This is a genomic window from Pseudomonas sp. LBUM1670 (genome assembly GCF_059695695.1).
In genome coordinates, this window is sequence record NZ_CP166783.1 from 3,816,678 (window position 1) to 3,837,968 (window position 21,291).

General features: G+C 58.0%; 20 protein-coding genes and 4 tRNA genes. 5 read left to right on the forward strand and 19 right to left on the reverse strand.

What is annotated here, in order from left to right:
• Positions 1-15 precede the first annotated feature (15 nt).
• The 8 genes from lon to ACA073_RS17360 all read right to left on the reverse strand — a co-directional run bounded on the left by lon (position 16) and on the right by ACA073_RS17360 (position 6,956).
• The gene (gene lon, locus ACA073_RS17325; RefSeq protein WP_497398063.1) at positions 16-2,412 is read right to left on the reverse strand and encodes an endopeptidase La; all 2,397 of its coding nucleotides are present in this window, start codon (positions 2,410-2,412) and stop codon (positions 16-18) included.
• 230 nt (positions 2,413-2,642) lie between these two features.
• Positions 2,643-3,926: an ATP-dependent Clp protease ATP-binding subunit ClpX gene (clpX, locus tag ACA073_RS17330; RefSeq protein ID WP_007946893.1), complete on the reverse strand. Its 1,284-nt coding sequence runs from the start codon at positions 3,924-3,926 to the stop codon at positions 2,643-2,645.
• Positions 3,927-4,038: 112 nt separating this feature from the next.
• Positions 4,039-4,674, reverse strand: a complete 636-nt coding sequence (clpP, locus tag ACA073_RS17335) for an ATP-dependent Clp endopeptidase proteolytic subunit ClpP (protein ID WP_497398065.1) — start codon at positions 4,672-4,674, stop codon at positions 4,039-4,041.
• A 93-nt stretch (positions 4,675-4,767) separates the two neighbouring features.
• Positions 4,768-6,078, reverse strand: coding sequence for a trigger factor (gene tig, locus ACA073_RS17340; protein WP_497398067.1), 1,311 nt, complete (start codon positions 6,076-6,078; stop codon positions 4,768-4,770).
• A gap of 400 nt (positions 6,079-6,478) precedes the next feature.
• Positions 6,479-6,554, reverse strand: a tRNA-His gene (locus tag ACA073_RS17345).
• Between the two features lie 78 nt (positions 6,555-6,632).
• Positions 6,633-6,717, reverse strand: a tRNA-Leu gene (locus ACA073_RS17350).
• Positions 6,718-6,771: 54 nt separating this feature from the next.
• A tRNA-His gene (locus ACA073_RS17355) sits at positions 6,772-6,847 on the reverse strand.
• Positions 6,848-6,879: 32 nt separating this feature from the next.
• Positions 6,880-6,956, reverse strand: a tRNA-Arg gene (locus ACA073_RS17360).
• A gap of 275 nt (positions 6,957-7,231) precedes the next feature.
• On the opposite strand from ACA073_RS17360, the gene folD reads away from it, so the two are divergent.
• Together folD and pbpG are read left to right on the forward strand one after the other, a co-directional pair.
• Positions 7,232-8,086, forward strand: a complete 855-nt coding sequence (gene folD / locus ACA073_RS17365; protein WP_497398069.1) for a bifunctional methylenetetrahydrofolate dehydrogenase/methenyltetrahydrofolate cyclohydrolase FolD — start codon at positions 7,232-7,234, stop codon at positions 8,084-8,086.
• Between the two features lie 239 nt (positions 8,087-8,325).
• Positions 8,326-9,264 (forward strand): D-alanyl-D-alanine endopeptidase, encoded by a 939-nt coding sequence (gene pbpG, locus ACA073_RS17370; protein WP_497398071.1) that lies wholly within the window; start codon positions 8,326-8,328, stop codon positions 9,262-9,264.
• Between the two features lie 200 nt (positions 9,265-9,464).
• On the opposite strand, the gene ACA073_RS17375 is transcribed toward pbpG, so the two are convergent.
• From ACA073_RS17375 to ACA073_RS17385, 3 genes are all read right to left on the reverse strand, one after another.
• Positions 9,465-9,680 (reverse strand): hypothetical protein, encoded by a 216-nt coding sequence (locus tag ACA073_RS17375; protein WP_497398073.1) that lies wholly within the window; start codon positions 9,678-9,680, stop codon positions 9,465-9,467.
• Positions 9,681-9,699: 19 nt separating this feature from the next.
• Complete coding sequence (locus ACA073_RS17380; protein WP_497398075.1) at positions 9,700-9,906, reverse strand: DUF6021 family protein; 207 nt, start codon at positions 9,904-9,906, stop codon at positions 9,700-9,702.
• Positions 9,907-10,000: 94 nt separating this feature from the next.
• On the reverse strand, positions 10,001-10,660 hold the full coding sequence (locus tag ACA073_RS17385) for a C39 family peptidase (protein ID WP_497398077.1): 660 nt from the start codon (positions 10,658-10,660) through the stop codon (positions 10,001-10,003).
• Between the two features lie 234 nt (positions 10,661-10,894).
• On the opposite strand from ACA073_RS17385, the gene ACA073_RS17390 reads away from it, so the two are divergent.
• A complete protein-coding gene (locus tag ACA073_RS17390; RefSeq protein ID WP_497398079.1) occupies positions 10,895-11,062 on the forward strand; it encodes a hypothetical protein in 168 nt (55 codons plus the stop codon).
• 90 nt (positions 11,063-11,152) lie between these two features.
• Here the strand turns inward: ACA073_RS17390 and ACA073_RS17395 are convergent, their stop codons facing one another.
• Both ACA073_RS17395 and ACA073_RS17400 read right to left on the reverse strand, forming a co-directional pair.
• A complete protein-coding gene (locus ACA073_RS17395; protein WP_497398081.1) occupies positions 11,153-11,902 on the reverse strand; it encodes a TerC family protein in 750 nt (249 codons plus the stop codon).
• A gap of 28 nt (positions 11,903-11,930) precedes the next feature.
• Positions 11,931-12,173 carry a hypothetical protein gene (locus tag ACA073_RS17400; RefSeq protein ID WP_497398083.1) on the reverse strand — a complete coding sequence of 81 codons (243 nt, stop codon included), beginning with the start codon at positions 12,171-12,173 and terminating at the stop codon, positions 11,931-11,933.
• Between the two features lie 343 nt (positions 12,174-12,516).
• On the opposite strand from ACA073_RS17400, the gene nhaR reads away from it, so the two are divergent.
• On the forward strand, positions 12,517-13,416 hold the full coding sequence (nhaR, locus tag ACA073_RS17405; RefSeq protein WP_497398085.1) for a transcriptional activator NhaR: 900 nt from the start codon (positions 12,517-12,519) through the stop codon (positions 13,414-13,416).
• A 4-nt stretch (positions 13,417-13,420) separates the two neighbouring features.
• Here the strand turns inward: nhaR and ACA073_RS17410 are convergent, their stop codons facing one another.
• Complete coding sequence (locus tag ACA073_RS17410) at positions 13,421-14,575, reverse strand: MFS transporter (RefSeq protein ID WP_497398087.1); 1,155 nt, start codon at positions 14,573-14,575, stop codon at positions 13,421-13,423.
• A gap of 280 nt (positions 14,576-14,855) precedes the next feature.
• Here ACA073_RS17410 and sstT point away from each other — a divergent pair, with 280 nt between their 5' ends.
• Positions 14,856-16,088: a serine/threonine transporter SstT gene (gene sstT / locus ACA073_RS17415; RefSeq protein WP_497398089.1), complete on the forward strand. Its 1,233-nt coding sequence runs from the start codon at positions 14,856-14,858 to the stop codon at positions 16,086-16,088.
• 858 nt (positions 16,089-16,946) lie between these two features.
• Here sstT and ACA073_RS17420 read toward each other — a convergent pair.
• Genes ACA073_RS17420 through ACA073_RS17440 form a run of 5 tightly spaced genes read right to left on the reverse strand, consistent with a single transcriptional unit; the run spans position 16,947 to position 21,060 of the window.
• Positions 16,947-17,456, reverse strand: a complete 510-nt coding sequence (locus ACA073_RS17420; RefSeq protein ID WP_461953978.1) for a DUF1993 domain-containing protein — start codon at positions 17,454-17,456, stop codon at positions 16,947-16,949.
• Positions 17,457-17,496: 40 nt separating this feature from the next.
• Complete coding sequence (locus tag ACA073_RS17425; protein WP_497398091.1) at positions 17,497-19,017, reverse strand: ArnT family glycosyltransferase; 1,521 nt, start codon at positions 19,015-19,017, stop codon at positions 17,497-17,499.
• Positions 19,018-19,020: 3 nt separating this feature from the next.
• On the reverse strand, positions 19,021-19,299 hold the full coding sequence (locus ACA073_RS17430; RefSeq protein WP_497398093.1) for a lipid-A-disaccharide synthase N-terminal domain-containing protein: 279 nt from the start codon (positions 19,297-19,299) through the stop codon (positions 19,021-19,023).
• Positions 19,296-20,036, reverse strand: coding sequence for a glycosyltransferase family 2 protein (locus tag ACA073_RS17435; protein WP_497398095.1), 741 nt, complete (start codon positions 20,034-20,036; stop codon positions 19,296-19,298). Before ACA073_RS17435 ends, ACA073_RS17430 begins: the two co-directional genes overlap by 4 nt.
• Positions 20,037-20,082: 46 nt before the next feature.
• Positions 20,083-21,060 (reverse strand): NAD-dependent epimerase, encoded by a 978-nt coding sequence (locus ACA073_RS17440; RefSeq protein WP_497398097.1) that lies wholly within the window; start codon positions 21,058-21,060, stop codon positions 20,083-20,085.
• Positions 21,061-21,291: the final 231 nt, after the last annotated feature.

The following is a 21,291-nucleotide window of genomic DNA, read 5'->3' on the forward strand; positions in this document are numbered from 1 at the left end:
CCAGGCAAATGCGTACTAATGCGTGCTAATTCTTTCCTTAGAGTCAGACTCGCGTTTTTCATCCTTTGCAACTATCTCGGGAGCTACATCGGGCAAGGGCTCCGGCGCGTATTGCAGCGCAATTTGCAGGACCTCGTCAATCCATTTAACTGGTTTAATCTGCAGATCCTGCTTGATATTGTCCGGAATTTCCTTCAGATCGCGTACGTTCTCTTCAGGAATGATCACAGTCTTTATTCCGCCGCGGTGAGCCGCGAGCAGCTTTTCTTTCAGACCACCAATCGCCAGTACCTGACCACGCAGGGTAATTTCGCCGGTCATGGCGACATCCGCGCGCACCGGGATCCCGGTCAATGCCGACACCAGGGCCGTGCACATGCCTACACCCGCACTTGGGCCATCCTTCGGAGTCGCCCCTTCCGGCATATGGATGTGCGTGTCGCGCTTCTCGTGGAAGTCCAGGGGAATCCCCAGGCTCTTCGCACGGCTGCGGACAACGGTCAATGCGGCGGTAATGGATTCGACCATCACGTCACCCAGAGAACCGGTCTTGATCAGTTGGCCTTTACCGGGCACGACAGCAGCCTCGATAGTCAGCAGTTCGCCGCCGACCTGAGTCCAGGCCAAACCAGTCACCTGGCCAATCTGATCCTGCGATTCAGCCAGGCCGTAGCGGAATTTGCGCACGCCCAGGAAGTGCTCAAGCGTGTCGGCAGTGACCTTCACGGAGAAGCGTTTTTCCATTGCGTGCTCTTTGACCGCCTTGCGGCAAACCTTGGCAATCTGGCGCTCCAGCCCACGTACACCGGCTTCGCGGGTGTAGTAGCGGATGATGTCGCGGATCGCTTCAGCGTCGAATTCCAGCTCGCCTTTCTTCAAGCCGTTGGCCGTAATCTGCTTCGGCGAAAGGTATTTGACGGCGATGTTGATCTTCTCGTCTTCGGTGTAGCCCGGCAGACGAATCACTTCCATCCGGTCTAGCAGCGCCGGCGGAATATTCATGGAGTTCGAGGTGCAAAGGAACATCACATCGGACAGGTCGTAGTCGACTTCCAGATAGTGATCGTTGAAGTTGTGGTTCTGCTCCGGATCGAGCACTTCCAGCAACGCCGACGCCGGATCGCCACGCATGTCGCTGCCCATTTTGTCGATTTCATCGAGCAGGAACAGCGGGTTGCGGACACCCACTTTCGTCATCTTTTGAATCAATCTTCCTGGCATCGAACCGATATAAGTCCGGCGATGACCACGAATTTCCGCTTCATCACGCACACCGCCGAGGGCCATGCGTACGAATTTTCGGTTGGTGGCGTGAGCAATCGACTCCGCCAGCGAGGTTTTACCCACACCAGGAGGACCGACCAGGCACAACACCGGACCACGAATCTTCTTCACGCGCTTTTGCACGGCGAGGTATTCGAGGATCCGCTCTTTGACTTCTTCCAGACCGTAGTGGTCCGCGTCGAGGATGTCTTCTGCACGGGCGAGGTCCAGACGCACTTTGCTCTGAGCCTTCCACGGCACCTGAACCAGCCAGTCGATGTACGAACGCACCACGGTCGCTTCCGCGGACATTGGCGACATTTGTTTCAGCTTGTTCAGTTCGCCCTGGGCCTTGGCCAAGGCATCTTTCGGCAGGCCGGCGGCATCGATGCGCTTTTTCAGCTCTTCGATTTCGTTGTGGCCTTCGTCGCTGTCGCCGAGCTCTTTCTGAATGGCCTTCATCTGCTCATTCAGGTAGTACTCGCGCTGGCTGCGCTCCATTTGTTTTTTGACGCGACCGCGAATGCGTTTTTCGACTTGCAGCAGATCGATCTCGGCATCCAGCAACGCCAGGACGTGTTCGACCCGGGCCGACAAATCGATGATTTCGAGGATTTCCTGCTTCTGCTCGATCTTCAGCGCCATGTGCGCAGCCATGGTATCGACCAGGCGGCCTGGCTCGTCGATGCTGTTGAGCGACGACAGGACTTCAGCAGGGACTTTCTTGCCCAACTGCACATATTGTTCGAACTGAGCCAGCAGACTACGGACAAACACTTCCGACTCGCGCTCGGGCGCGTCGACTTCGTCAATCAACGAGACTTCGGCACGGCAGTGGCCGTCCACTTCGCTGAAGCGCTCCACGGCGCCCCGCTGCTCACCTTCGACCAGAACCTTGACCGTGCCATCCGGCAGTTTGAGCAGTTGAAGAACGGTAGCGATCGTACCTACGCGATAGAGTGCATCTTCACCGGGATCGTCGTCAGCAGGGTTTCTCTGAGCCAGCAGAAGGATCTGCTTGTCGCCCGTCATCGCGGCCTCGAGGGCTTCGATGGATTTCTCGCGCCCCACGAACAGCGGGATAACCATGTGCGGATAAACCACAACATCACGCAATGGCAGGAGAGGCAATTCGATGGTTGTCTTCATGATTTCGCCTCTACGGCGGCCATAAGGCCGTAAACAGATGGAAGTAAGCTTGAAACCAAGATGGGGGCTAGTTTCGAAAAAAACAAGCGGATAAAAAGAACCTCTTGGAAGATCGCAGGCTTGGACGGCTTAAGAAGAGGGTCGACTGTCAGGCCGCTATCGCAGGCAAGCCAGCTCCCACAAAAGAAAAGGGGCCCGAAGGCCCCTTCTTTATTCCAGCTGCATGACGCTTAAGCGTCTGGCGCGGCCTTGGCAGCCGGCTCACTGTTTTCGTAGATATACAGTGGCTTGGACTTGCCTTCTATAACACTTTCATCGATCACTACTTTACTCACCTCGGACTGCGAGGGGATTTCATACATAGTGTCGAGCAATACACCTTCGAGAATCGAACGCAGTCCACGGGCACCGGTCTTGCGTTCCAAGGCACGTTTTGCGACCGATTTCAGCGCGTCGGCCCGGAATTCCAGGTCCACGCCTTCCATCTCGAACAGCTTGGCATACTGCTTGGTCAGAGCATTTTTCGGCTCGGTGAGGATCTGCATCAATGCAGCTTCATCAAGCTCGTCCAGCGTGGCAAGGACCGGCAGACGACCGACGAATTCCGGGATCAGACCGAATTTGACCAGATCGTCAGGTTCGACTTCACGCAGGGATTCACCGACTTTCTTGCCTTCTTCCTTGCTGCGCACTTCTGCGTTGAAACCGATGCCGCCCTTGGTGGAACGGTTTTGAATAACCTTTTCCAGACCGGAGAACGCACCACCGCAGATGAACAGGATGTTACGGGTGTCGACCTGAAGGAATTCCTGCTGTGGATGCTTGCGACCACCTTGAGGCGGAACGGAAGCGACCGTGCCTTCGATCAACTTGAGCAGGGCCTGCTGCACGCCCTCACCGGAAACGTCCCGGGTAATAGACGGGTTGTCAGACTTGCGCGAGATCTTGTCGATCTCATCGATATAGACAATGCCCATCTGGGCTTTCTCTACGTCGTAATCGCACTTCTGCAGCAGCTTCTGAATGATGTTCTCGACATCTTCACCCACGTAACCCGCCTCGGTGAGGGTGGTTGCGTCGGCGATGGTGAACGGAACGTTCAGCAAGCGGGCCAGTGTTTCGGCAAGCAGGGTTTTACCCGAGCCTGTCGGGCCGATCAGCAAGATGTTGCTCTTGCCGAGTTCGACGTCGTCATTCTTTTTGTCACGCTGGTTCAGACGCTTGTAGTGGTTGTATACCGCTACGGCCAGAACCTTTTTCGCACGTTCCTGACCAATCACGTACTGATCAAGGATGCCGCTGATTTCTTTAGGCGAAGGCAATTTATGCGCGCTGCTTTCGGCCTGGGCTTCCTGCACCTCCTCGCGGATGATGTCATTGCACAGGTCGACGCACTCGTCGCAGATAAAGACCGAGGGGCCGGCAATCAATTTGCGCACTTCATGCTGGCTTTTGCCACAGAAGGAGCAATAGAGCAGCTTGCCGTTGTCCTCGCCGTTGCGGGTGTCAGTCATTCGTTCGATCCAAATCCGATAGGCTTGCAACACAAGATGAAGGCTATTGCGGGCTTTTTCAAGCCCGCAGGTGATCAGACCAGCCGACCAACCTTATTTTGAGCTGCTTATTTTAAGCGGGGCGCTGGGTGATCACTTCATCAATCAACCCGTATTCACGCGCGGCTTCTGCACTCATGAAGTTGTCGCGGTTGGTATCACGCTCGATGTCTTCAAGCGTGTGCCCGCTATGCTTGGCCATCAGTGTGTTGAGACGATCACGAATGAAGAGAATTTCCTTGGCATGGATTTCGATATCCGACGCCTGGCCCTGGAAGCCGCCCAGTGGCTGGTGAATCATCACGCGTGAGTTCGGCAGGCAGTAACGCTTGCCAGGGGCACCGGCTGTCAGCAGGAATGCGCCCATGCTGCACGCCTGACCGATACAGGTGGTCGACACGTTTGGCTTGATGAACTGCATGGTGTCGTAGATCGACATGCCCGCCGTCACCGAACCGCCTGGGGAGTTGATATAGAGATGGATGTCCTTGTCCGGGTTTTCCGCTTCAAGGAACAGCAATTGCGCACAAATCAGGTTGGCCATGTAGTCCTCTACCGGACCAACCAGAAAGATCACTCGCTCCTTGAGAAGACGCGAGTAGATGTCGTAGGCGCGCTCGCCACGAGCGGACTGCTCGACAACCATCGGGACCAGGCCGCCTGCGGCCTGGATATCAGAGTTCTGCTGAATATACGAATTTCGGAACATGCTCTGCAGTCACTCCCAAATAGTTATGTCTTGAATACGCATAAGCCAGCACGAAGGCTGGCTTATGGTGTGTACTTCTTACCGCAGAAACGATCAGTCGGCTTGTGGAGCTTCTACCGGCTTGACTGCTTCTTCGTAAGAGACCGATTTGTCGGTCACGCTAGCTTTCTGCAGAACAGTATCCACAACTTGTTCTTCCAGCACAACCGAACGGACTTCGTTCAGTTGCTGGTCGTTCTTGTAGTACCAGGACACAACCTGCTCAGGCTCTTGGTAAGCCGAAGCCATTTCCTGAATCATCTCGCGAACGCGGGCTTCGTCAGGCTTGAGGTCGAACTGCTTGACCACTTCAGCCACGATCAGACCCAGAACAACACGACGCTTGGCTTGTTCTTCGAACAGCTCGGCCGGCAGTTGGTCAGGCTTGATGTTGCCGCCGAACTGCTGAACAGCCTGCACGCGCAGACGGTCAACTTCGTTGGACAGCAGGGCCTTTGGCACTTCGATCGGGTTGGTGGCCAGCAGACCGTCCATTACCTGATTCTTGACCTTGGATTTGATCGCCTGACGCAGTTCACGCTCCATGTTCTTGCGAACTTCGGCGCGGAAGCCTTCCAGACCGGTTTCCTTGATGCCGAATTGAGCGAAGAACTCTTCGTTCAGCTCTGGCAGTTTTGGCTCGGAAACAGTGTTCACGGTCACGGTGAACTCAGCGGTTTTGCCCGCCAGGTCGAGGTTCTGATAGTCCTCTGGGAACGTCAGGTTCAGAACGCGTTCTTCGCCGGCTTTAGCGCCAACCAGACCGTCTTCGAAACCAGGGATCATGCGACCGGAACCCAGAACCAGCTGAGTACCCTTGGCGGAACCGCCAGCGAACACTTCACCGTCGACCTTGCCGACGAAATCGATGTTCAGTTGGTCGTCGTTCTGGGCAGCGCGATCGGCCACTTCGAAACGGGTGTTCTGCTTGCGCAGTACGTCCAGCATTTTGTCCAGGTCAGCGTCAGCCACGTCAGCGCTCAGGCGCTCTACGGCGATGCCTTCGAAACCGGCAACGGTGAACTCAGGGAACACTTCGAAAATCGCGACGTATTCCAGGTCTTTGCCAGCTTCCAGGGATTTCGGCTCGATCGAAGGAGCGCCAGCCGGGTTCAGCTTCTGCTCAACTACTGCTTCGTAGAAAGAGGACTGGATGACGTCGCCGACAGCTTCCTGACGTGCATCAGCACCAAAACGGCGCTTGATTTCGCTCATCGGCACTTTGCCTGGACGGAAACCAGCGATCTTGGCCTTTTGGGCGGTCTGCTGCAGACGCTTGTTGACCTGAGTCTCGATGCGCTCAGCCGGCACGGTGATGCTCATGCGGCGCTCAAGAGCAGAAGTATTTTCAACAGAAACTTGCATGGATATTCCTCGTTGCACAGACGTTGGCCGGCCGTTTCCGACCCCAGAATCAAGGGCATGCATTCTAGTAGGTCAAACTCAAGAAGTCACCCTACTGAAAACGGGTAAAAACGCAGCAGGCAATTTATAGGGGTGAATGCACGAATGCGTCTCGCCCCGGTGGCAAATACAACCAATCACGCCAAGGCTCTGCGCCAACCCTTCTTATATAGAAGAGGTTGCCAATCATCTCCCTGACAGCCGATCTTGCAAGCAAGGCCGGCGGGCAGCGCGGCATCATCGAGAAACATAAATTCGACGAAACGCCCTGCCCCTGCGACCCAGAACCTGCAGCCGCTGAACCTCAAAACACTGAAACAAAAAAGGCGCCAGACTGTTAAATCTGGCGCCTTTCGAAATATGGGGTGGACGATGGGGATCGAACCCACGACAACGGGAGTCACAATCCCGTGCTCTACCAACTGAGCTACGCCCACCATATTGCGTTACAAAGAAGCCATACAACTTCTTTGTTGAACCCCAACCAGGCCAACCGGCATGAGTGAAGCTTTATTTGGTGCGGATGAAGAGACTCGAACTCTTACGCCTCGCGGCGCTGGAACCTAAATCCAGTGTGTCTACCAATTCCACCACATCCGCGTGAAGCCGTTAAAGCAAAGGCGCCAGACTGTTAATCTGGCGCCTTTCGAAATATGGGGTGGACGATGGGGATCGAACCCACGACAACGGGAGTCACAATCCCGTGCTCTACCAACTGAGCTACGCCCACCATATCGCGCTACTTGTGCCTAAGCTGCCTAATGGCGCACCCGGCAGGACTCGAACCTGCGACCATCCGCTTAGAAGGCGGATGCTCTATCCAGCTGAGCTACGGGCGCCTTATTAATCTGTACTCTTGGAGGACTACAAACTAAGTGCTTTCCAGCGTTGCAGAATCGTAATTCCGCGCAACCTTCTTAACCAGTGCTAGGCTGTGCCCGACAAGTGCGACGAATAGTATAGAGCCCCCCGGGGGTCGTCAAATCCTTTTTATAAAAAATTCATTTAATTAAAGGAGTTAGGGGAATTTGCAGACCAAGCGCCTTTGCCCTCACCTCATGACATGCGAGAATGCGTTCTCTTTTTTTCCCCTCTCGATGGTTAATCACGCGCAATGACTGCACAACTAATCGACGGCAAATCGATCGCCGCCAGCCTGCGCCAGCAGATCGCCAAACGAGTGACCGAGCGTCGCGAGCAAGGTCTGCGCACGCCGGGCCTCGCGGTGATTCTGGTCGGCAGCGATCCTGCCTCTCAGGTTTATGTCTCGCACAAGCGTAAAGACTGTGAAGAGGTCGGCTTCATTTCCCAAGCCTACGACCTGCCTTCCGAAACCACTCAGGAAGCGCTGACCGATCTGATCGATCGCCTGAACGACGATCCGGCAATCGACGGCGTTCTGCTTCAGCTGCCTTTGCCTGAACACCTGGATGCTTCCAACTTGCTGGAGCGCATCCGTCCGGACAAAGACGTCGACGGCTTCCATCCTTATAACGTCGGCCGCCTGGCCCAGCGTATTCCGCTGCTGCGCCCTTGCACGCCCAAAGGGATCATGACGCTGCTGGAAAGCACCGGAGCCGATCTTTACGGGATGGACGCAGTGGTCATCGGCGCCTCCAACATTGTTGGCCGTCCGATGGCGATGGAATTGCTGCTGGCCGGCTGCACCGTGACCGTCACCCACCGCTTTACCAAGGATCTGGCAGGCCACGTCGGTCGCGCCGACTTGGTGGTGGTCGCCGCCGGCAAGCCGGGTCTGGTCAAGGGTGAGTGGATCAAGGAAGGCGCGATCGTGATCGACGTCGGCATCAACCGTCAGGAAGACGGCAAACTGGTCGGTGACGTGATCTACGAAACCGCCCTGCCCCGCGCTGGCTGGATCACGCCGGTGCCGGGTGGCGTTGGCCCGATGACCCGCGCCTGCCTGCTGGAAAACACGCTGTACGCGGCGGAAACGCTGCACAGCTGAGTTCACGCTTGAACATAAGCGACGAACAAAAGAACCCCGCCACTGGCGGGGTTCTTTTTGCCCGGAGAACCAACACGACCACTCGCCGGAAACCTGCTGTTTTGTAGGGGTTTTCAAGGACTTTCACTTGTTGATTGAACAACTATCGACAGTTCTTCAGCCATACTCCTAGAATGCGTCGGTTTTCAAGAAACAACCCGTTACAGAACGGCTAATCCACACCTCATGAGTCTGCCAGCGTGAAAATCCGTCTTTCCATCCTGAGCCTGTTTTTTGCATTTACAGGGACGTTCGTCACGCCAACGGTCAATGCCGCTGAAACCACCGCGGCACCTCGAGATACGAAACAACTCAAGCTAGCTTCCGGCAGCTCTTTGCTGCTGGATATGCAGACCAACAAAGTCATCTATGCCAGCAACCCCGATGTGGTTGTCCCTATCGCCTCCGTCAGCAAATTGATGACCGGTCTTGTCGTGGTTGAAGCCAGGCAGAACATGGACGAGTACATCAATATCAACATAAGCGATACGCCAGAAATGAAAGGCGTGTTTTCCCGGGTGAAACTCAAAAGCGAATTGCCGCGCAGGGAAATGCTGCTGATCGCCCTGATGTCCTCGGAAAACCGCGCAGCCGCGAGCCTGGCCCACCACTATCCGGGCGGCTATGTCGCGTTCATTGCCGCGATGAACGCCAAGGCCAAGGCGCTGGGCATGACCAGCACCCACTTCGTCGAACCGACCGGCCTCTCCCCTCGTAACGTCTCTACCGCCCGCGACCTGAGCAAATTGCTGATCGCCGCGCACAAGTACCCGATTTTGACCGAGCTGAGCACCACCAAGGAAAAAACCGTCTCGTTCCGCAAACCCAATTACAGCTTGGGTTTCCGCAACACCGACCATTTGGTCGGCAAGCCGAACTGGGACATCAAGTTGACGAAAACCGGTTTCACCAATGAGGCCGGCCATTGCCTCGTGCTGGTGACCAGCATGGGCAATCGCCCGGTGGCGCTGGTGATTCTCGACGCCTTCGGCAAGTACACGCACTTCGCCGATGCCAGCCGTATTCGCAACTGGGTCGAAAACGGCAAGGGCACCAACGTTCCGTCCGAAGCCTTGCAATACAAATCGGAAAAGAACCTCAAGCACCGTCAAAGCGGTGTGGTTGAAGCCTCGAAGTAACGACGCAGAAAGCCAAAGCCCCGAATGAGTCGGGGCTTTTTTTCGCCTCGATAACACTGTAGGAGCGAGCTTGCTCGCGATGGTCGTGAACGATAATGCGTAAAACCAGATGCCCCGTGGGGGCTTTGGGTTTTTCGCGAGCAAGCTCGCTCCTACAAAATGAAATGCGGTGTAAGCCTGTTTCAGGACTAGACACAGCATTAATCATTCGGCAGCGGCATCTGGTCGTCATCCGGAATGCCATCGCCGGCACTCGGATCTTTCCTGCCTTGCGGATGTTCGGTCGGCACCACCACAGGCCTGGCCAAAGGGTCGCGCATCGGGCTGTCCGGATCCATCACCGGATCAATGTCGTCTTCGGGGGTGGTTGGAACACTGTCCGGACGTTTGTCGTCGAAACTCGAATCGGTAGACATACACACCTCACACTGAACGTCAGGGTTTCAGATTTGCCAGCGGGTCGTAAGGCTTCGCGGGGGTCTTTTTATCCTCACCAGGCTTTACGTCTTTGGGCGCCTTGGCAGGTCCGACTGGATCGACCTGAGGATCGGCGAGGTCCGGCGAATCGGGGTCAAAACCCAACTCGTCGCCAGATGAATGTTCAGACGAGTGCGGGCCGGAAGGGGTGGTGGAATGTGCCATGGGCGCCTCCTTGGTCAGGCCCGGAGAAATCCGGGCGCTTATTCCTGAGAGGCCAATCGCGCGTGACCGTGCGATGCAGATGACGAACGGAAAGCTACTGAGCGCCCAGTGCCTTCTTCGCACGGGCCGCCGCTTGTTCCTGGCCGGCCTGAGCCAGATCGCTGGCCGCTTTCAACCAGCGTTGCTGATCGACATTGGCCGGAATCTGGTTCGGCTTCTGGATCAACACCGCCCAACCGCCGGCGTCCTTGAATGCCGACTCAAACGAGCCGAAGCTCATCAATTCCCGACGATTCATCCCGGCACGCAACAACACGGTCTGCTTCTGACGGTTGTACCCGGCGAGAATCGCGTAACGCGGTTCCGCCCAGAATGCCGAGCCTTCGGTGAAGCGCACCATCACCGGATAACCGGCCGCGACCTGGGTCAGCAGCGCAGGCAGATTGCTGTCCAGGGGATAAACCACCATGCCGTACTCGCGGGCGAGGTTCTGCATGTTCTGCTGCAACTGCGCTTCGGCGCCCGGTACGTGCAGGGGTTTTTCGAGCAAACCCGGGGTAATCACGATGCCCTGTTGCGACAGCATGCTCGCCAGGACCTGCGGCCCGCTTTGATAGTCCTGCCCTCGGTAGAACGTACCGCTGAGTTCCACCCGCTCCGGCAGACGCTTGACCTCCGGCGCAACGCTTCCCGCGCAGCCGGCCAGACCCGCAACGCAACCGGCAATCAGTGCTGCCATTCGAATTCGCGACATTACCCGCACCCTCATCACTCTTTTGTTCAGACGCCGTCATCGTGCTCCCGGCTTGGCCGTCGATCATAGGACGCCACACGCCAGCGGTATAGCCTTAACCGGCAGTTGATTGCGTTCGATAGAGCGAACTGGTTGGTGACAGACGACCTTTGGTCAATAGCCTGAAACACGGCAGCGACTAGACTGTCACTTGCAGAGTGTGTGTGCCCGCAGCAGGGCGAAGAGGAGGCACTGATGAGCCTGACAATGACCATAGTGATGTTGATTTCCGGCTGGCTGGCCGTGGCCGCCTCCATGTTGTGGGGCGTCCTGCGGATTGCGCGCCGGCACCATCACCCTACCCGGCCCGTTCGGGTAGCGAATACCGATAAACCGGCAACACGCCACGCTTCGGCACATTGACGGGCGCATTCAACTATCCCGAAAAAAAGCCCGAACAAAAAAGGCCGCCTGGGCTCTTTCGAGCGCAGGCGGCCTTTTGTTTAACGCGGGTTAAGCTTCAGCGGCCATGCGCTTCTGCTTCGCCCTGCGGGACATCATGTTCAAGCCCTCGATCGTGGCCGAGAATGCCATCGCCGCGTAGACGTAGCCTTTCGGTACGTGGGCGCCAAAGCCTTCCGCGATCAGCGTCATGCCGATCATGATCAGGAAGCCAAGCGCCAGCATCACCACCGTCGGGTTGTCGTTGATGAACTTGGCCAACGGGTCAGCCGCCAGCAACATCACCAGCACCGACACCACCACCGCGATGATCATGATCGGCAAATGCTCGGTCATGCCGACAGCGGTAATGATGCTGTCGATGGAGAACACCATGTCCAGCATCAGGATCTGCCCGATCGCAGCGGCAAAGCCCAGGGTCACGGTCGAGGTCGCCGACTTCGGATCATCCGGCGCCGGGTCCATGCTGTGATGGATCTCGGTGGTTGCCTTCCACAACAGGAACAGACCGCCGGCGATCAGGATCATGTCTTTCCAGGAGAACGCGTGGCCGAGGATCTCGATCACTGGTTCAGTCAGCTGGACGATGAACGCGATGGTGCTCAACAGTGCCAGTCGCAGGATCAGCGCCATGCCGATACCGATTCGCCGCGCTTTCTGCCGATGTTGCTCGGGCAGTTTGTTGGTCAGGATCGAGATGAAGATCAGGTTGTCGATGCCCAGCACGATTTCCATCACCACCAGCGTGGCCAGGGCGACCCAGGCGGTGGGGCTTGCAGCAAGTTCTAAAAGGTATTCCATGGGTCAGTCCTGACTCGTTTAAGACGGTTTAGATTTCCTGGGACGAAGATTCGGATTTCTCTTTTTCTTCACCCGATGGTTCTTTCTTGCTGGTCAGCCCGCCGGTGGCCTCGCTGATCGCTTGCTCGGCAGCTTTGTGAGTATCGTCGATCGCTTGTTTGGCGGATTCGGCAGCCTTGCCCATCAGTTGCTGAGCGCTTTTTTCGGCCTGGTCGCAACCGGCCAATACCAGTAAAGACGCGATCAGCAGTGCCGTGGTTTTAAGCTTCATGATGCTTTCCTCGATAGAACAGAACGGGTCGAAACGATGGCCCGTTGATAGCGTAATGCTGTTCACTTAAGCGCGGCCCCGACATTTGTGGCGAGGGGATTTATCCCCGTTGGGCTGCGAAGCGGCCCCAGCGTCCGGCCAAACAGACTGAATTGTCCGGATTAGCGACTGCTTCGCAGCCGAACGGGGATAAATCCCCTCACCACAGGTTTCCTGCTTGCCTGAAGATTGTCTTATGTGAACCGCATTACGTTGATAGCGAGGCATTCTAGGGAGGCTAACACTTCAGGAAAATTCGTATTTTCAGCTGTTATACTTCGGTTTTAACGAACTGTAGGTTGCCATGCTCAACTATCGACAACTGCATTACTTCTGGGTGGTGGCCAAGACCGGCAGCATTGTGCGCGCCTGCGAGCAACTGAACCTGACGCCGCAGACCATCAGCGGGCAGATTTCCCTGCTCGAACACACCTACGGTATCGAGTTGTTTCGCCGGGTCGGCCGACAGTTGGAACTCACCGAAGCCGGGCGTCAGGCACTGCCCTATGCCGAGCAGATGTTTCAGCTCGGCGGTGAACTGGAGTTGATGTTGCGGGCGCAACCCAATGAGCAGCAGATTCTGTTTCGGGTCGGCGTGGCCGACGTGGTGCCCAAATCCATCGTCTATCGTCTGATTGCGCCGACCATGGAGTTGAACGAGCCGCTGCGCATCACCTGTCGCGAGGACAAACTCGAACGTTTGCTCGCCGACCTGGCGATCCAGCGCCTCGACCTGGTGATCTCCGACAGCCCGATGCCGTCGCACCTGGACATCAAGGGCTACAGCCAGAAACTCGGGGAATGCGGGATCAGCTTCTTCGCCACCGCTGAACTGGCGGCGCAGTACGGCCAGGATTTCCCGCGCAGCCTGCACGGTGCACCGTTGCTGATTCCGGGGCCGGAAACCGTGGTGCGCAGCCGCTTGCAACGCTGGTTCGCCGAACAGCAGATCCAGCCGCGCATCGTCGGCGAGTTCGACGACAGCGCCCTGATGCAAGCGTTTGGCCAATCCGGCAGCGGGATTTTCATCGGCCCGAGCGTGATTGCCGATGAAGTGAAACGCCAGTACGGCGTGGAGTTGATCGGCCAGACCGACGCGGTGACCGAGTCGTTCTACGCCATTTCGGTGGAACGCAAGGTCAAGCACCCCGGCATCGTTGCGATTACCGAAGGTGCCCGACGCGAGCTGTTCACCGCGATGTAAGGCGTCAGGCGCAGATTTCGCGGGGCTTGAAGGTCATCAGTGCGATCGCCAACAGGATCGAGGCCAGGATAAACGCGGCCGCTGCGAAACCAAGACCTTGCAGACCGACACCGTCGATGACCCGACCGCCGATCATGGCGCCCAGGCCGATCCCGAGGTTGGCCCCGGCAATGTTCAGCGATGCCGCGAACGCCGGCGCTTCGGGCGCAGCCTTCATCAAACGCACATGACTGACCAGAAACAGCGCGGCCTGCGTCACGCCCCAGATGCCCATCGCTGCCGCAAGGCCGAAAGGCGAATGAATGTTCGGCACCAACGCCACCAGGCCAGCAATCATGAACGCGCAGAACATCATAGAGGCGATCAGCGGATGACGATCCACCGCGCGACCGCCCAACGAGTTGCCGATCAAGCCCACCGCGCCAAAGCCCATCAGGCACCAGCCGACCACCGTGCCGTTGAAACCGGCCAGCCGCTCAAGAATGTCGGCCAGGTAGGTGTAAGCGGTAAACATGCCGCTGAACACCAGGATCGACAGCAGCACATGCCCAATCATCAGCGGGCTACGCAGGATCTTGAACTGCGAACGGAAACTCACCTGATGCTCGTGCAGGTTGGTTTTCGGCAGGTAGATAAACAGCAGCAACGCCTTGGCAAACGCAATCGCCGCCAGAATGCCGAAGGCACTGCGCCAACCGAATGCATCGGAAATCAGCGTGCCGACCGGAATGCCGAATACCGTCGCGCAGACGATGCCGAAACCGATCTTGGCGATGGCGCGTCCGGCGTAATCCGGTCCGACGATGTCCACCGCCGTCTCACTCGCCAAGGCCCAAAACACTGGCAGTCCGAGCGCGGGGATCAACCGCGCAACGGCCATCACCCAGATGTTCGGCGCAAACGCCGCGAGGGTGTTGGCCAGACCAAACATGATCAACACCGAGATGAACAGCTTGCGTCGTTCGAACCTGGCGAAATACGCAGTCAGAAACGGCCCGAACGCGGCGACGGTGAAGGCAAACAAGGTCACCAGCAAACCGGCTTGCGGGATGCTGACTTCGAGGTCTCGGGCAATCGCCGGCAACAGGCCGACGATGACGAATTCCGTGGTCAGCACCGTGAATCCGGCGGCGGACAACAGAAGGATGGGCAACAGCATGCAGAACTCCAGAAAACGACGACACCAGCGATAGCCCGAAGGCCCACTGGCAGAGATGAAAATGAGGATGCGCAATCTTAACAGAGTGTTTCCAAACGCGGTTGCACGAACCTGCCAATCGCGTTCAACAGGCGGGTGGCAGATCGTCACAGGTCTGAAGGATAAAGACGACGCTGTGATAAAGTCCGCGCCCTGCGATTCGTACACCCTGTTCATCCGCCATTTAAAATGGCCGCGATGTCGCGACACCCCCGCACCTAATAAAATCAGAGATGCCGTTATGACCGCTTCATCCCCTTCGCTATTGCAACGCTTGAAACGTTTGAGCCTGGTTACGCAAATCATCATCGGCCTGCTCGCCGGGATCGCCCTGGCGCTGTTGGCGCCTGAGGTGGCGAAGTCCACCGCGTTCATCGGCAAAGTATTCGTCTCGGCGCTGAAAGCCGTCGCGCCCATTCTGGTGTTCGTGCTGGTCATGGCGTCGATCGCCAACCACAAGCACGGCCAGGAAACCCACATCCGGCCGATTCTGTTTCTGTACCTGCTCGGCACGTTTGCCGCCGCAGTGGTCGCGGTCGTGGCCAGCATGATGTTCCCGTCGAGCCTGGTGCTGTCCACCCACGACGTCGCGGTGACGGCGCCGGGCGGTATCAGTGAAGTGCTGCAAAGTCTGCTGCTGAGTGTGGTGGATAACCCGGTCAGCGCGCTGATGAATGCCAATTTCATTGGCATTCTGGCGTGGGCCATCGGCATGGGCGTCGCTATTCGCCATGCCGGTGACACCACGCGTGAAGTACTCGGCGATTTGTCCAACGGCGTGACGCTGATCGTGCGCCTGGTGATTCGTTTTGCGCCGCTGGGGATTTTCGGTCTCGTGGCCTCGACCCTCGCCACCTCCGGTTTCGGTGCCTTGATCGGCTACGCGCATCTGCTGGTGGTGTTGCTGGGCTGCATGCTGTTTGTGGCGCTGGTGATGAACCCGGTGATCGTGTTCTGGAAGCTGCGTCGCAACCCGTATCCACTGGTGATCATGTGCTTGCGTGAAAGCGGCATCACGGCGTTCTTTACCCGCAGCTCGGCGGCGAACATTCCGGTCAATCTGGAATTGAGCAAGCGTCTTGGGCTGCATGAGGATACTTATTCGGTTTCGATCCCGCTGGGCGCCACCATCAACATGGCGGGTGCGGCGATCACCATTACCGTGCTGACTCTGGCGGCCGTGCATACGCTGGGGATTGCGGTGGACATTCCGACCGCCATCCTGTTGAGCGTCGTTGCGGCGATCTGTGCTTGTGGCGCTTCGGGTGTGGCGGGCGGGTCGTTGTTGCTGATTCCGCTGGCGTGCAGTCTGTTCGGGATTCCGAGCGAAATCGCGATGCAGGTGGTGGCGGTTGGTTTCATTATTGGTGTGTTGCAGGATTCGGCGGAGACGGCGTTGAATTCTTCTACTGATGTGCTGTTTACCGCTGCGGCTTGCCTGGGTGAAGACGAGAAGGCTCAGCGTTTGGCCTGATACCTCGCTCTCCTGTAGGAGCCAGGCTTGCCGGCGAAGGCGATCTCGCTTACGCATCGCGGACAAAGGTTGGGCGTCCGCTCTAGGGGTTTGGGTTTGGGTTTGGGTGCATTTCCGTTTCTGCGGTAACGGCGGCTATTGGTTCCGCCCTGACGGCGGGTCACTTGGAAAAGCGCCAAGTAACCAAGCGCTTTTGCCCCTTTCGTTCGGTGGCTCGCTTAAGCTCGCCATGCCCTCGCTCCGGTCCTGCTCCGTGGGCCCGCCGCGATCGGCCATCCTTGGCCGTGCGCGGATAACCCGGCATCCATGCCGGGTTACCCACTGCGCAGAACCTCCACTTGGCCTCTCGAGGGGGCGACTACCGCAACAGCACCGCGAGGCGGCCTGATAGCCGACCTGATTTCAGGTGTACGCGTTCCCCTGTGGGAGCTGGCTTGCCTGCGATGGACGTGAACGATAACGCGTGCTGTCTGAATGCACGCGTTGTCCAGGTGCTTTTCGCGAGCAAGCTCGCTCCTACAGTTTCCAGTAGCTCTGGCCGGTTGATCCTGCTTTTGCTTTGCTTTGCTTTGGCTTTTGATTTTGATCTGCCCCGTCGGGAGGCCGAGTGCAGGTTCTGCGTAGTGGGCACCGCGGCAAGGATGCCGCGGTAGCAGCACCCGGTCCGTACAGGCGTTTGGAAAAGGGACTCGCTGTAAGAGCGAAACCGCCAGCAGCCGTTACCGCAGCAACGAATATGTACACCATCAAAAAAATCGTCGCCTGACAACCAGCCTTCGCGAGCAAGCCCGCTCCCACAAGGACAAAAAAAGCCCGCCAAGGCGCAAACCTTGGCGGGCTTTTTTGTACCCGGGCGGTTTAGAACGCGCCCATGTAATCGCGCTTGCCCACTTCCACACCGTTGTGACGCAGCAGTGCGTAAGCGGTGGTGACGTGGAAGAAGAACTGCGGCAGGCCGTAGCTCAGCAAGTAAGCCTGGCCGCTGAAGCGCTTCTCTTTCGGCGTGCCCTGACGGGTGATGATTTCGATGCCTTCCTTGCCATTGATCTGCTCAGGCTTGATCTCGCCGATGTAAGCCAGAACCTTGGTCAGCAGCGCTTGCAACTCGGCGAAGGTGGTTTCGGTATCGTCGTACTTCGGCAGTTCAACCTCGGCCAGACGCGAAGAAACACCCTTGGCGAAATCCACGGCGATCTGCACCTGACGCACCAGCGGGAACATGTCCGGGTACAGGCGGGCTTGCAGGAAAGCATTCGGATCGATGTTCTTGGCGGTGGCGTGGGCTTCGGCCTTGTTCAGAACGTCGCTCAGGGCGGTGAGCATTTGTTTGAAAACCGGAACGGAAGCGTCATACAGGGAAATGGTCATGGCAGTCTCGTGTGGTGACAGGAGTGAAACGTGGGGTCGATTATAGCGATGCACGGTCCCAGGTGAAGCGATAGATATGGGCCGGCGGTCCGGGGTGACATTGGCCGTTATCGGCATCGGCACCGACGATCGACCACTGCGCCCGCGAGGTTTCACCCAGCTCCCGGGCGGCCTGAGGATTGAAACACTGGCCGAGCTGTTCATCCGGCACCAACGCGTACGCCTGCGGATGTTCGCGCAACCACTGTGCCGCCTGCTCGACCGTTGAACCGGTCATTCCGAAATGCACGATCGGTTGCCTTGCGAACAACCAATGGCCCTCGCGCCAATTGACCAACACCAGATCCGCGCCCTGAGTCATCGCCGCCGCCTGCGCCATCAGCGCCTCGTGGGGATTGGCACCGTCCTTGACCGGCTCGATGAAACCGCGGGCGAACCACAGCGCAAACCAGGCCACGGCCACCCCCTGAAAGATCCGCCAGCCGAGCAGACGCCGACGGAACCAGCGCTTGAACAGCCAAGGCATCAGCGGCGCGGCGACCAACACCAGCCCCGGCAACGCCGGATAGATGTACAACTTGCGCTTGCCGCTGCTCAGGCAGAAGAAAAGCACGACCAGCACCACCCAACCCAGCAGCACCAGCACTCGACCGTCGCGCTTGCGCAGTTGCCGGCGCCAGGCGGGAATCAGCCACGGCAAGGCGAGCACCAATGGCAGCCAATACTGCGGAATGACGCTGACGAAGAAATACCAGAACGGCTCGCGGTGGTCCCAGGCTGCGGCATAGCGCCCCGCCGTCTGGCGCAGCAGGATTTCCCGCGCATAGGCGATTTCGTCAGCACCGCCATTGAGCGCGATGGACAGCGCCAATGGCAGCAGCCAGATGGCCACGGCGCCCAGCACTACCACAAAACCCATCAACCATTTGCGCGCCTCGCCCGGCATCGCCACCACACCGGGCCAGCCTTTGCGCACCGCGTAGGCATACGGAATCAGCATCAACGCCGGCACGAAGCCGACCCCTTTGGTGATCACGCCGATCCCCATGGCGGCGCATCCGGCGTAAAACCAACGCCAGGCAGGTCCGAGCAGCAGGTGTCGGGCCAGGCCATACAGGCCCAGCGAGGTGAACAGAATCAGAAAACTGTCGATCTGACCGGTCCGCAGAATGCTGTAGGTCTGATAGGTCGCCAGGTACAACAGCGCCGCCGTCCGACCGGCCCGCCGGTTCCAGAGTCTGCGGCCCAGGTCGTAGAGCATGGCCGTGACCGAAGTGGCAGACAGCAGCCCCGGAATATAAAGGGCAATGGCGGGCATCCCGGTGATCCAGGTGAAAAACGCCACGGTCCACATGAAAATCGGTGGTTTATCGCCGTAAATTTCTGCGGCGCGATGGGGAATCAGCCACGAACCGTTGTGCAACATTTCCAGTGCCACGCCGAGGAAACGCTCCTCGTCGACATTCTGCGGCTGGCGTAGACCGAGCCCCGCACCGACCAGCAACAAAGCAAGCAACATCAGCCCCAGGCATTCGACACCGGGTGACAAGGTTCGGCGCATGGGTCAGTCCTTCAAGGTTTTGCTGCGGGCAATCAATTGCAGGTTGCGCAAATAAACGATGGAGCCGAACGCCTGACCGGCGATGAACACCGGGTCCTCTCGGTAAATCGCGTAGGCGAGCAACAGCGCGCTGCCGACGATGCTCAGGTACCAGAAGCTCACCGGAATCACACTGCGTTTTTTGTATTCGCTGTACAGCCACTGCAGGACAAAGCGGCCGGTGAAGGCGATCTGGCCACTGAAACCGACCACCAGCCACAAAGTTTCGCGGGACAGGTTCATCCTTCGATCTCCTGCGCATGGGTGTTCAGACGCGTGCGCCTGATCAGCCACCAGACGCCGATCAGGTCGAGAACGCCGACCAGTGCACGGTCGATGTTGCCGTACTTGGAGACCCCGGCCGTGCGCGATCGATGGTTGACCGGGTGAGTGATCATGCGGCCGTTGTGACGCTGGATCAGCGCAGGAATGAAGCGGTGCATGTGGTCGAAGTACGGCAAACGCAGAAACGCCGCGCGCTGGATCAGTTTCAGCCCACAACCGGTGTCCGGCGTCTGATCCTTGAGCATGCGGCTGCGCAGTCCGTTGGCAAACCGCGAGGCCCAGCGCTTGCTCGCAGTATCGCGGCGGTTCACCCGATGCCCGGCCACCAATTGCAGGTCGGCGGCGGCGAACTCACTGCGCACCAGCGCCAGCATGCCGGGAATGTCCGCGGGGTCGTTTTGACCGTCGCCATCGAGGGTGGCCAGCCATTGGCCCCGGGCGGCAAGCGCGGCATGGTAGAGCGACGTGCTCTGCCCCAGCGAGCGGTCATGCCGCAGGATGCGCAAGGTGTTCAGGCCGCTGTGTCGGGTCTGTCGCAATGCCTGCAAGGTGGCGTCAGTGCTGCCGTCATCCACGACGATGACTTCATACGCTTCATCCGCCAGTGCGATACGGATTTCTTCCAGCAGCGAAGTGAGATTGCTCGCTTCGTTCTTTGCCGGAATCAGCACGGATACAAATAGGTCTTGGCTCATAGAGGCCCCTGTTTCCCTGGATTTTTTATGATCGAGGGCCAATGTTTCAAATCTGATAAAAGTGGCGATACCACTTCACGAATTGCGCAACGCCGGTCTCGAGTGTCACTTGCGGACGAAAATCGACCCACTGCGCCAATGCCGACACGTCCGCCCAGGTCTTGAGCACATCGCCCGCCTGCATCGGCATCAAATTGCGCCGGGCTCGCCGGTCCAGGACCGACTCCAGGCAATCGACGAAATCCAGCAACGCCACCGGCGTGCCGCGCCCGATATTGAAAATCCGGTTGACGCCCTCGCCTGCGCCCTCCGGCAACGGCGGACGTGGACGCAAGCGCGCGATGCTTTCGACGATGTCGTCGATGTAGGTGAAATCCCGCGACATCAGGCCCTGGTTGTAGAGGTCGATCGGTTTGTCGTTGAGGATCGCTTCGGTGAACTTGAACAGCGCCATGTCAGGGCGTCCCCAAGGTCCGTACACGGTAAAGAACCGCAGGCCGCTGGCCTTGATCCCATACAGATGGCAGTAGCTGTGGGCCATCAACTCGTTGGCACGCTTGCTCGCGGCGTACAGCGAAACCGGATGATCCACGGCGTCTTCGACGCTGAACGGCATTTTGCTGTTGGTGCCGTACACCGAACTGCTCGATGCATAGATCAGATGCTCGGGGCGATGGTGTCGGCAGGCTTCCAGCACATTCAGAAACCCCGTCAGGTTCGATTGCGCGTACACGTCCGGGTTGTCCAGCGAGTAGCGAACGCCGGCCTGGGCGGCCAGGTGGATAACCTCGGTAAAGCGGTGTTCCTTGAACAACGCGATCAGAGCAGGCTTGTCGACGATATCCAGCGTCTGGAAATGAAAGCCCGCCAAGGCTCGCAGCTCCTTGAGCCGGGCGTGTTTGAGTTCCACGCTGTAGTAGTCGTTGAGATTGTCGATACCGACCACTTCAAGACCTTGCTCACACAGGCGCTTGACCGTGTGAAAACCAATAAAACCGGCGGCGCCGGTGACAAGCACGGTCATGGCAGGTGCGCGCCGATCAGCGCATTATTGTGAGTCGTTCCCAACGTCAGCGTCATGCCTTGCTCCAGGTTGCAGTCAATAAGGCCAGCGACGTCGTCGATACGCTTTGACGCCGCGCCCGTCAGGTGCGGCCGTCATCCCGCGGCCCTGCATACGGTGCCCGGCGGAATGTAAAAATAACGTTATGGATTGATGTAGCTTTTATGACCATTGCCGGGTCGGTGCGACGAA

What these genes read in the sequence shown, in the direction of transcription:
- lon (WP_497398063.1), bottom strand. Translation starts at nt 2,412, where the DNA reads ATGAAGACAACCATCGAATTGCCTCTCCTGCCATTGCGTGATGTTGTG.
- clpX (WP_007946893.1), bottom strand. Translation starts at nt 3,926, where the DNA reads ATGACTGACACCCGCAACGGCGAGGACAACGGCAAGCTGCTCTATTGC.
- clpP (WP_497398065.1), bottom strand. Translation starts at nt 4,674, where the DNA reads ATGTTCCGAAATTCGTATATTCAGCAGAACTCTGATATCCAGGCCGCA.
- tig (WP_497398067.1), bottom strand. Translation starts at nt 6,078, where the DNA reads ATGCAAGTTTCTGTTGAAAATACTTCTGCTCTTGAGCGCCGCATGAGC.
- folD (WP_497398069.1), top strand. Translation starts at nt 7,232, where the DNA reads ATGACTGCACAACTAATCGACGGCAAATCGATCGCCGCCAGCCTGCGC.
- ACA073_RS17375 (WP_497398073.1), bottom strand. Translation starts at nt 9,680, where the DNA reads ATGTCTACCGATTCGAGTTTCGACGACAAACGTCCGGACAGTGTTCCA.
- ACA073_RS17380 (WP_497398075.1), bottom strand. Translation starts at nt 9,906, where the DNA reads ATGGCACATTCCACCACCCCTTCCGGCCCGCACTCGTCTGAACATTCA.
- ACA073_RS17385 (WP_497398077.1), bottom strand. Translation starts at nt 10,660, where the DNA reads ATGTCGCGAATTCGAATGGCAGCACTGATTGCCGGTTGCGTTGCGGGT.
- ACA073_RS17390 (WP_497398079.1), top strand. Translation starts at nt 10,895, where the DNA reads ATGAGCCTGACAATGACCATAGTGATGTTGATTTCCGGCTGGCTGGCC.
- ACA073_RS17395 (WP_497398081.1), bottom strand. Translation starts at nt 11,902, where the DNA reads ATGGAATACCTTTTAGAACTTGCTGCAAGCCCCACCGCCTGGGTCGCC.
- ACA073_RS17400 (WP_497398083.1), bottom strand. Translation starts at nt 12,173, where the DNA reads ATGAAGCTTAAAACCACGGCACTGCTGATCGCGTCTTTACTGGTATTG.
- nhaR (WP_497398085.1), top strand. Translation starts at nt 12,517, where the DNA reads ATGCTCAACTATCGACAACTGCATTACTTCTGGGTGGTGGCCAAGACC.
- ACA073_RS17410 (WP_497398087.1), bottom strand. Translation starts at nt 14,575, where the DNA reads ATGCTGTTGCCCATCCTTCTGTTGTCCGCCGCCGGATTCACGGTGCTG.
- sstT (WP_497398089.1), top strand. Translation starts at nt 14,856, where the DNA reads ATGACCGCTTCATCCCCTTCGCTATTGCAACGCTTGAAACGTTTGAGC.
- ACA073_RS17420 (WP_461953978.1), bottom strand. Translation starts at nt 17,456, where the DNA reads ATGACCATTTCCCTGTATGACGCTTCCGTTCCGGTTTTCAAACAAATG.
- ACA073_RS17425 (WP_497398091.1), bottom strand. Translation starts at nt 19,017, where the DNA reads ATGCGCCGAACCTTGTCACCCGGTGTCGAATGCCTGGGGCTGATGTTG.
- ACA073_RS17430 (WP_497398093.1), bottom strand. Translation starts at nt 19,299, where the DNA reads ATGAACCTGTCCCGCGAAACTTTGTGGCTGGTGGTCGGTTTCAGTGGC.
- ACA073_RS17435 (WP_497398095.1), bottom strand. Translation starts at nt 20,036, where the DNA reads ATGAGCCAAGACCTATTTGTATCCGTGCTGATTCCGGCAAAGAACGAA.
- ACA073_RS17440 (WP_497398097.1), bottom strand. Translation starts at nt 21,060, where the DNA reads ATGACCGTGCTTGTCACCGGCGCCGCCGGTTTTATTGGTTTTCACACG.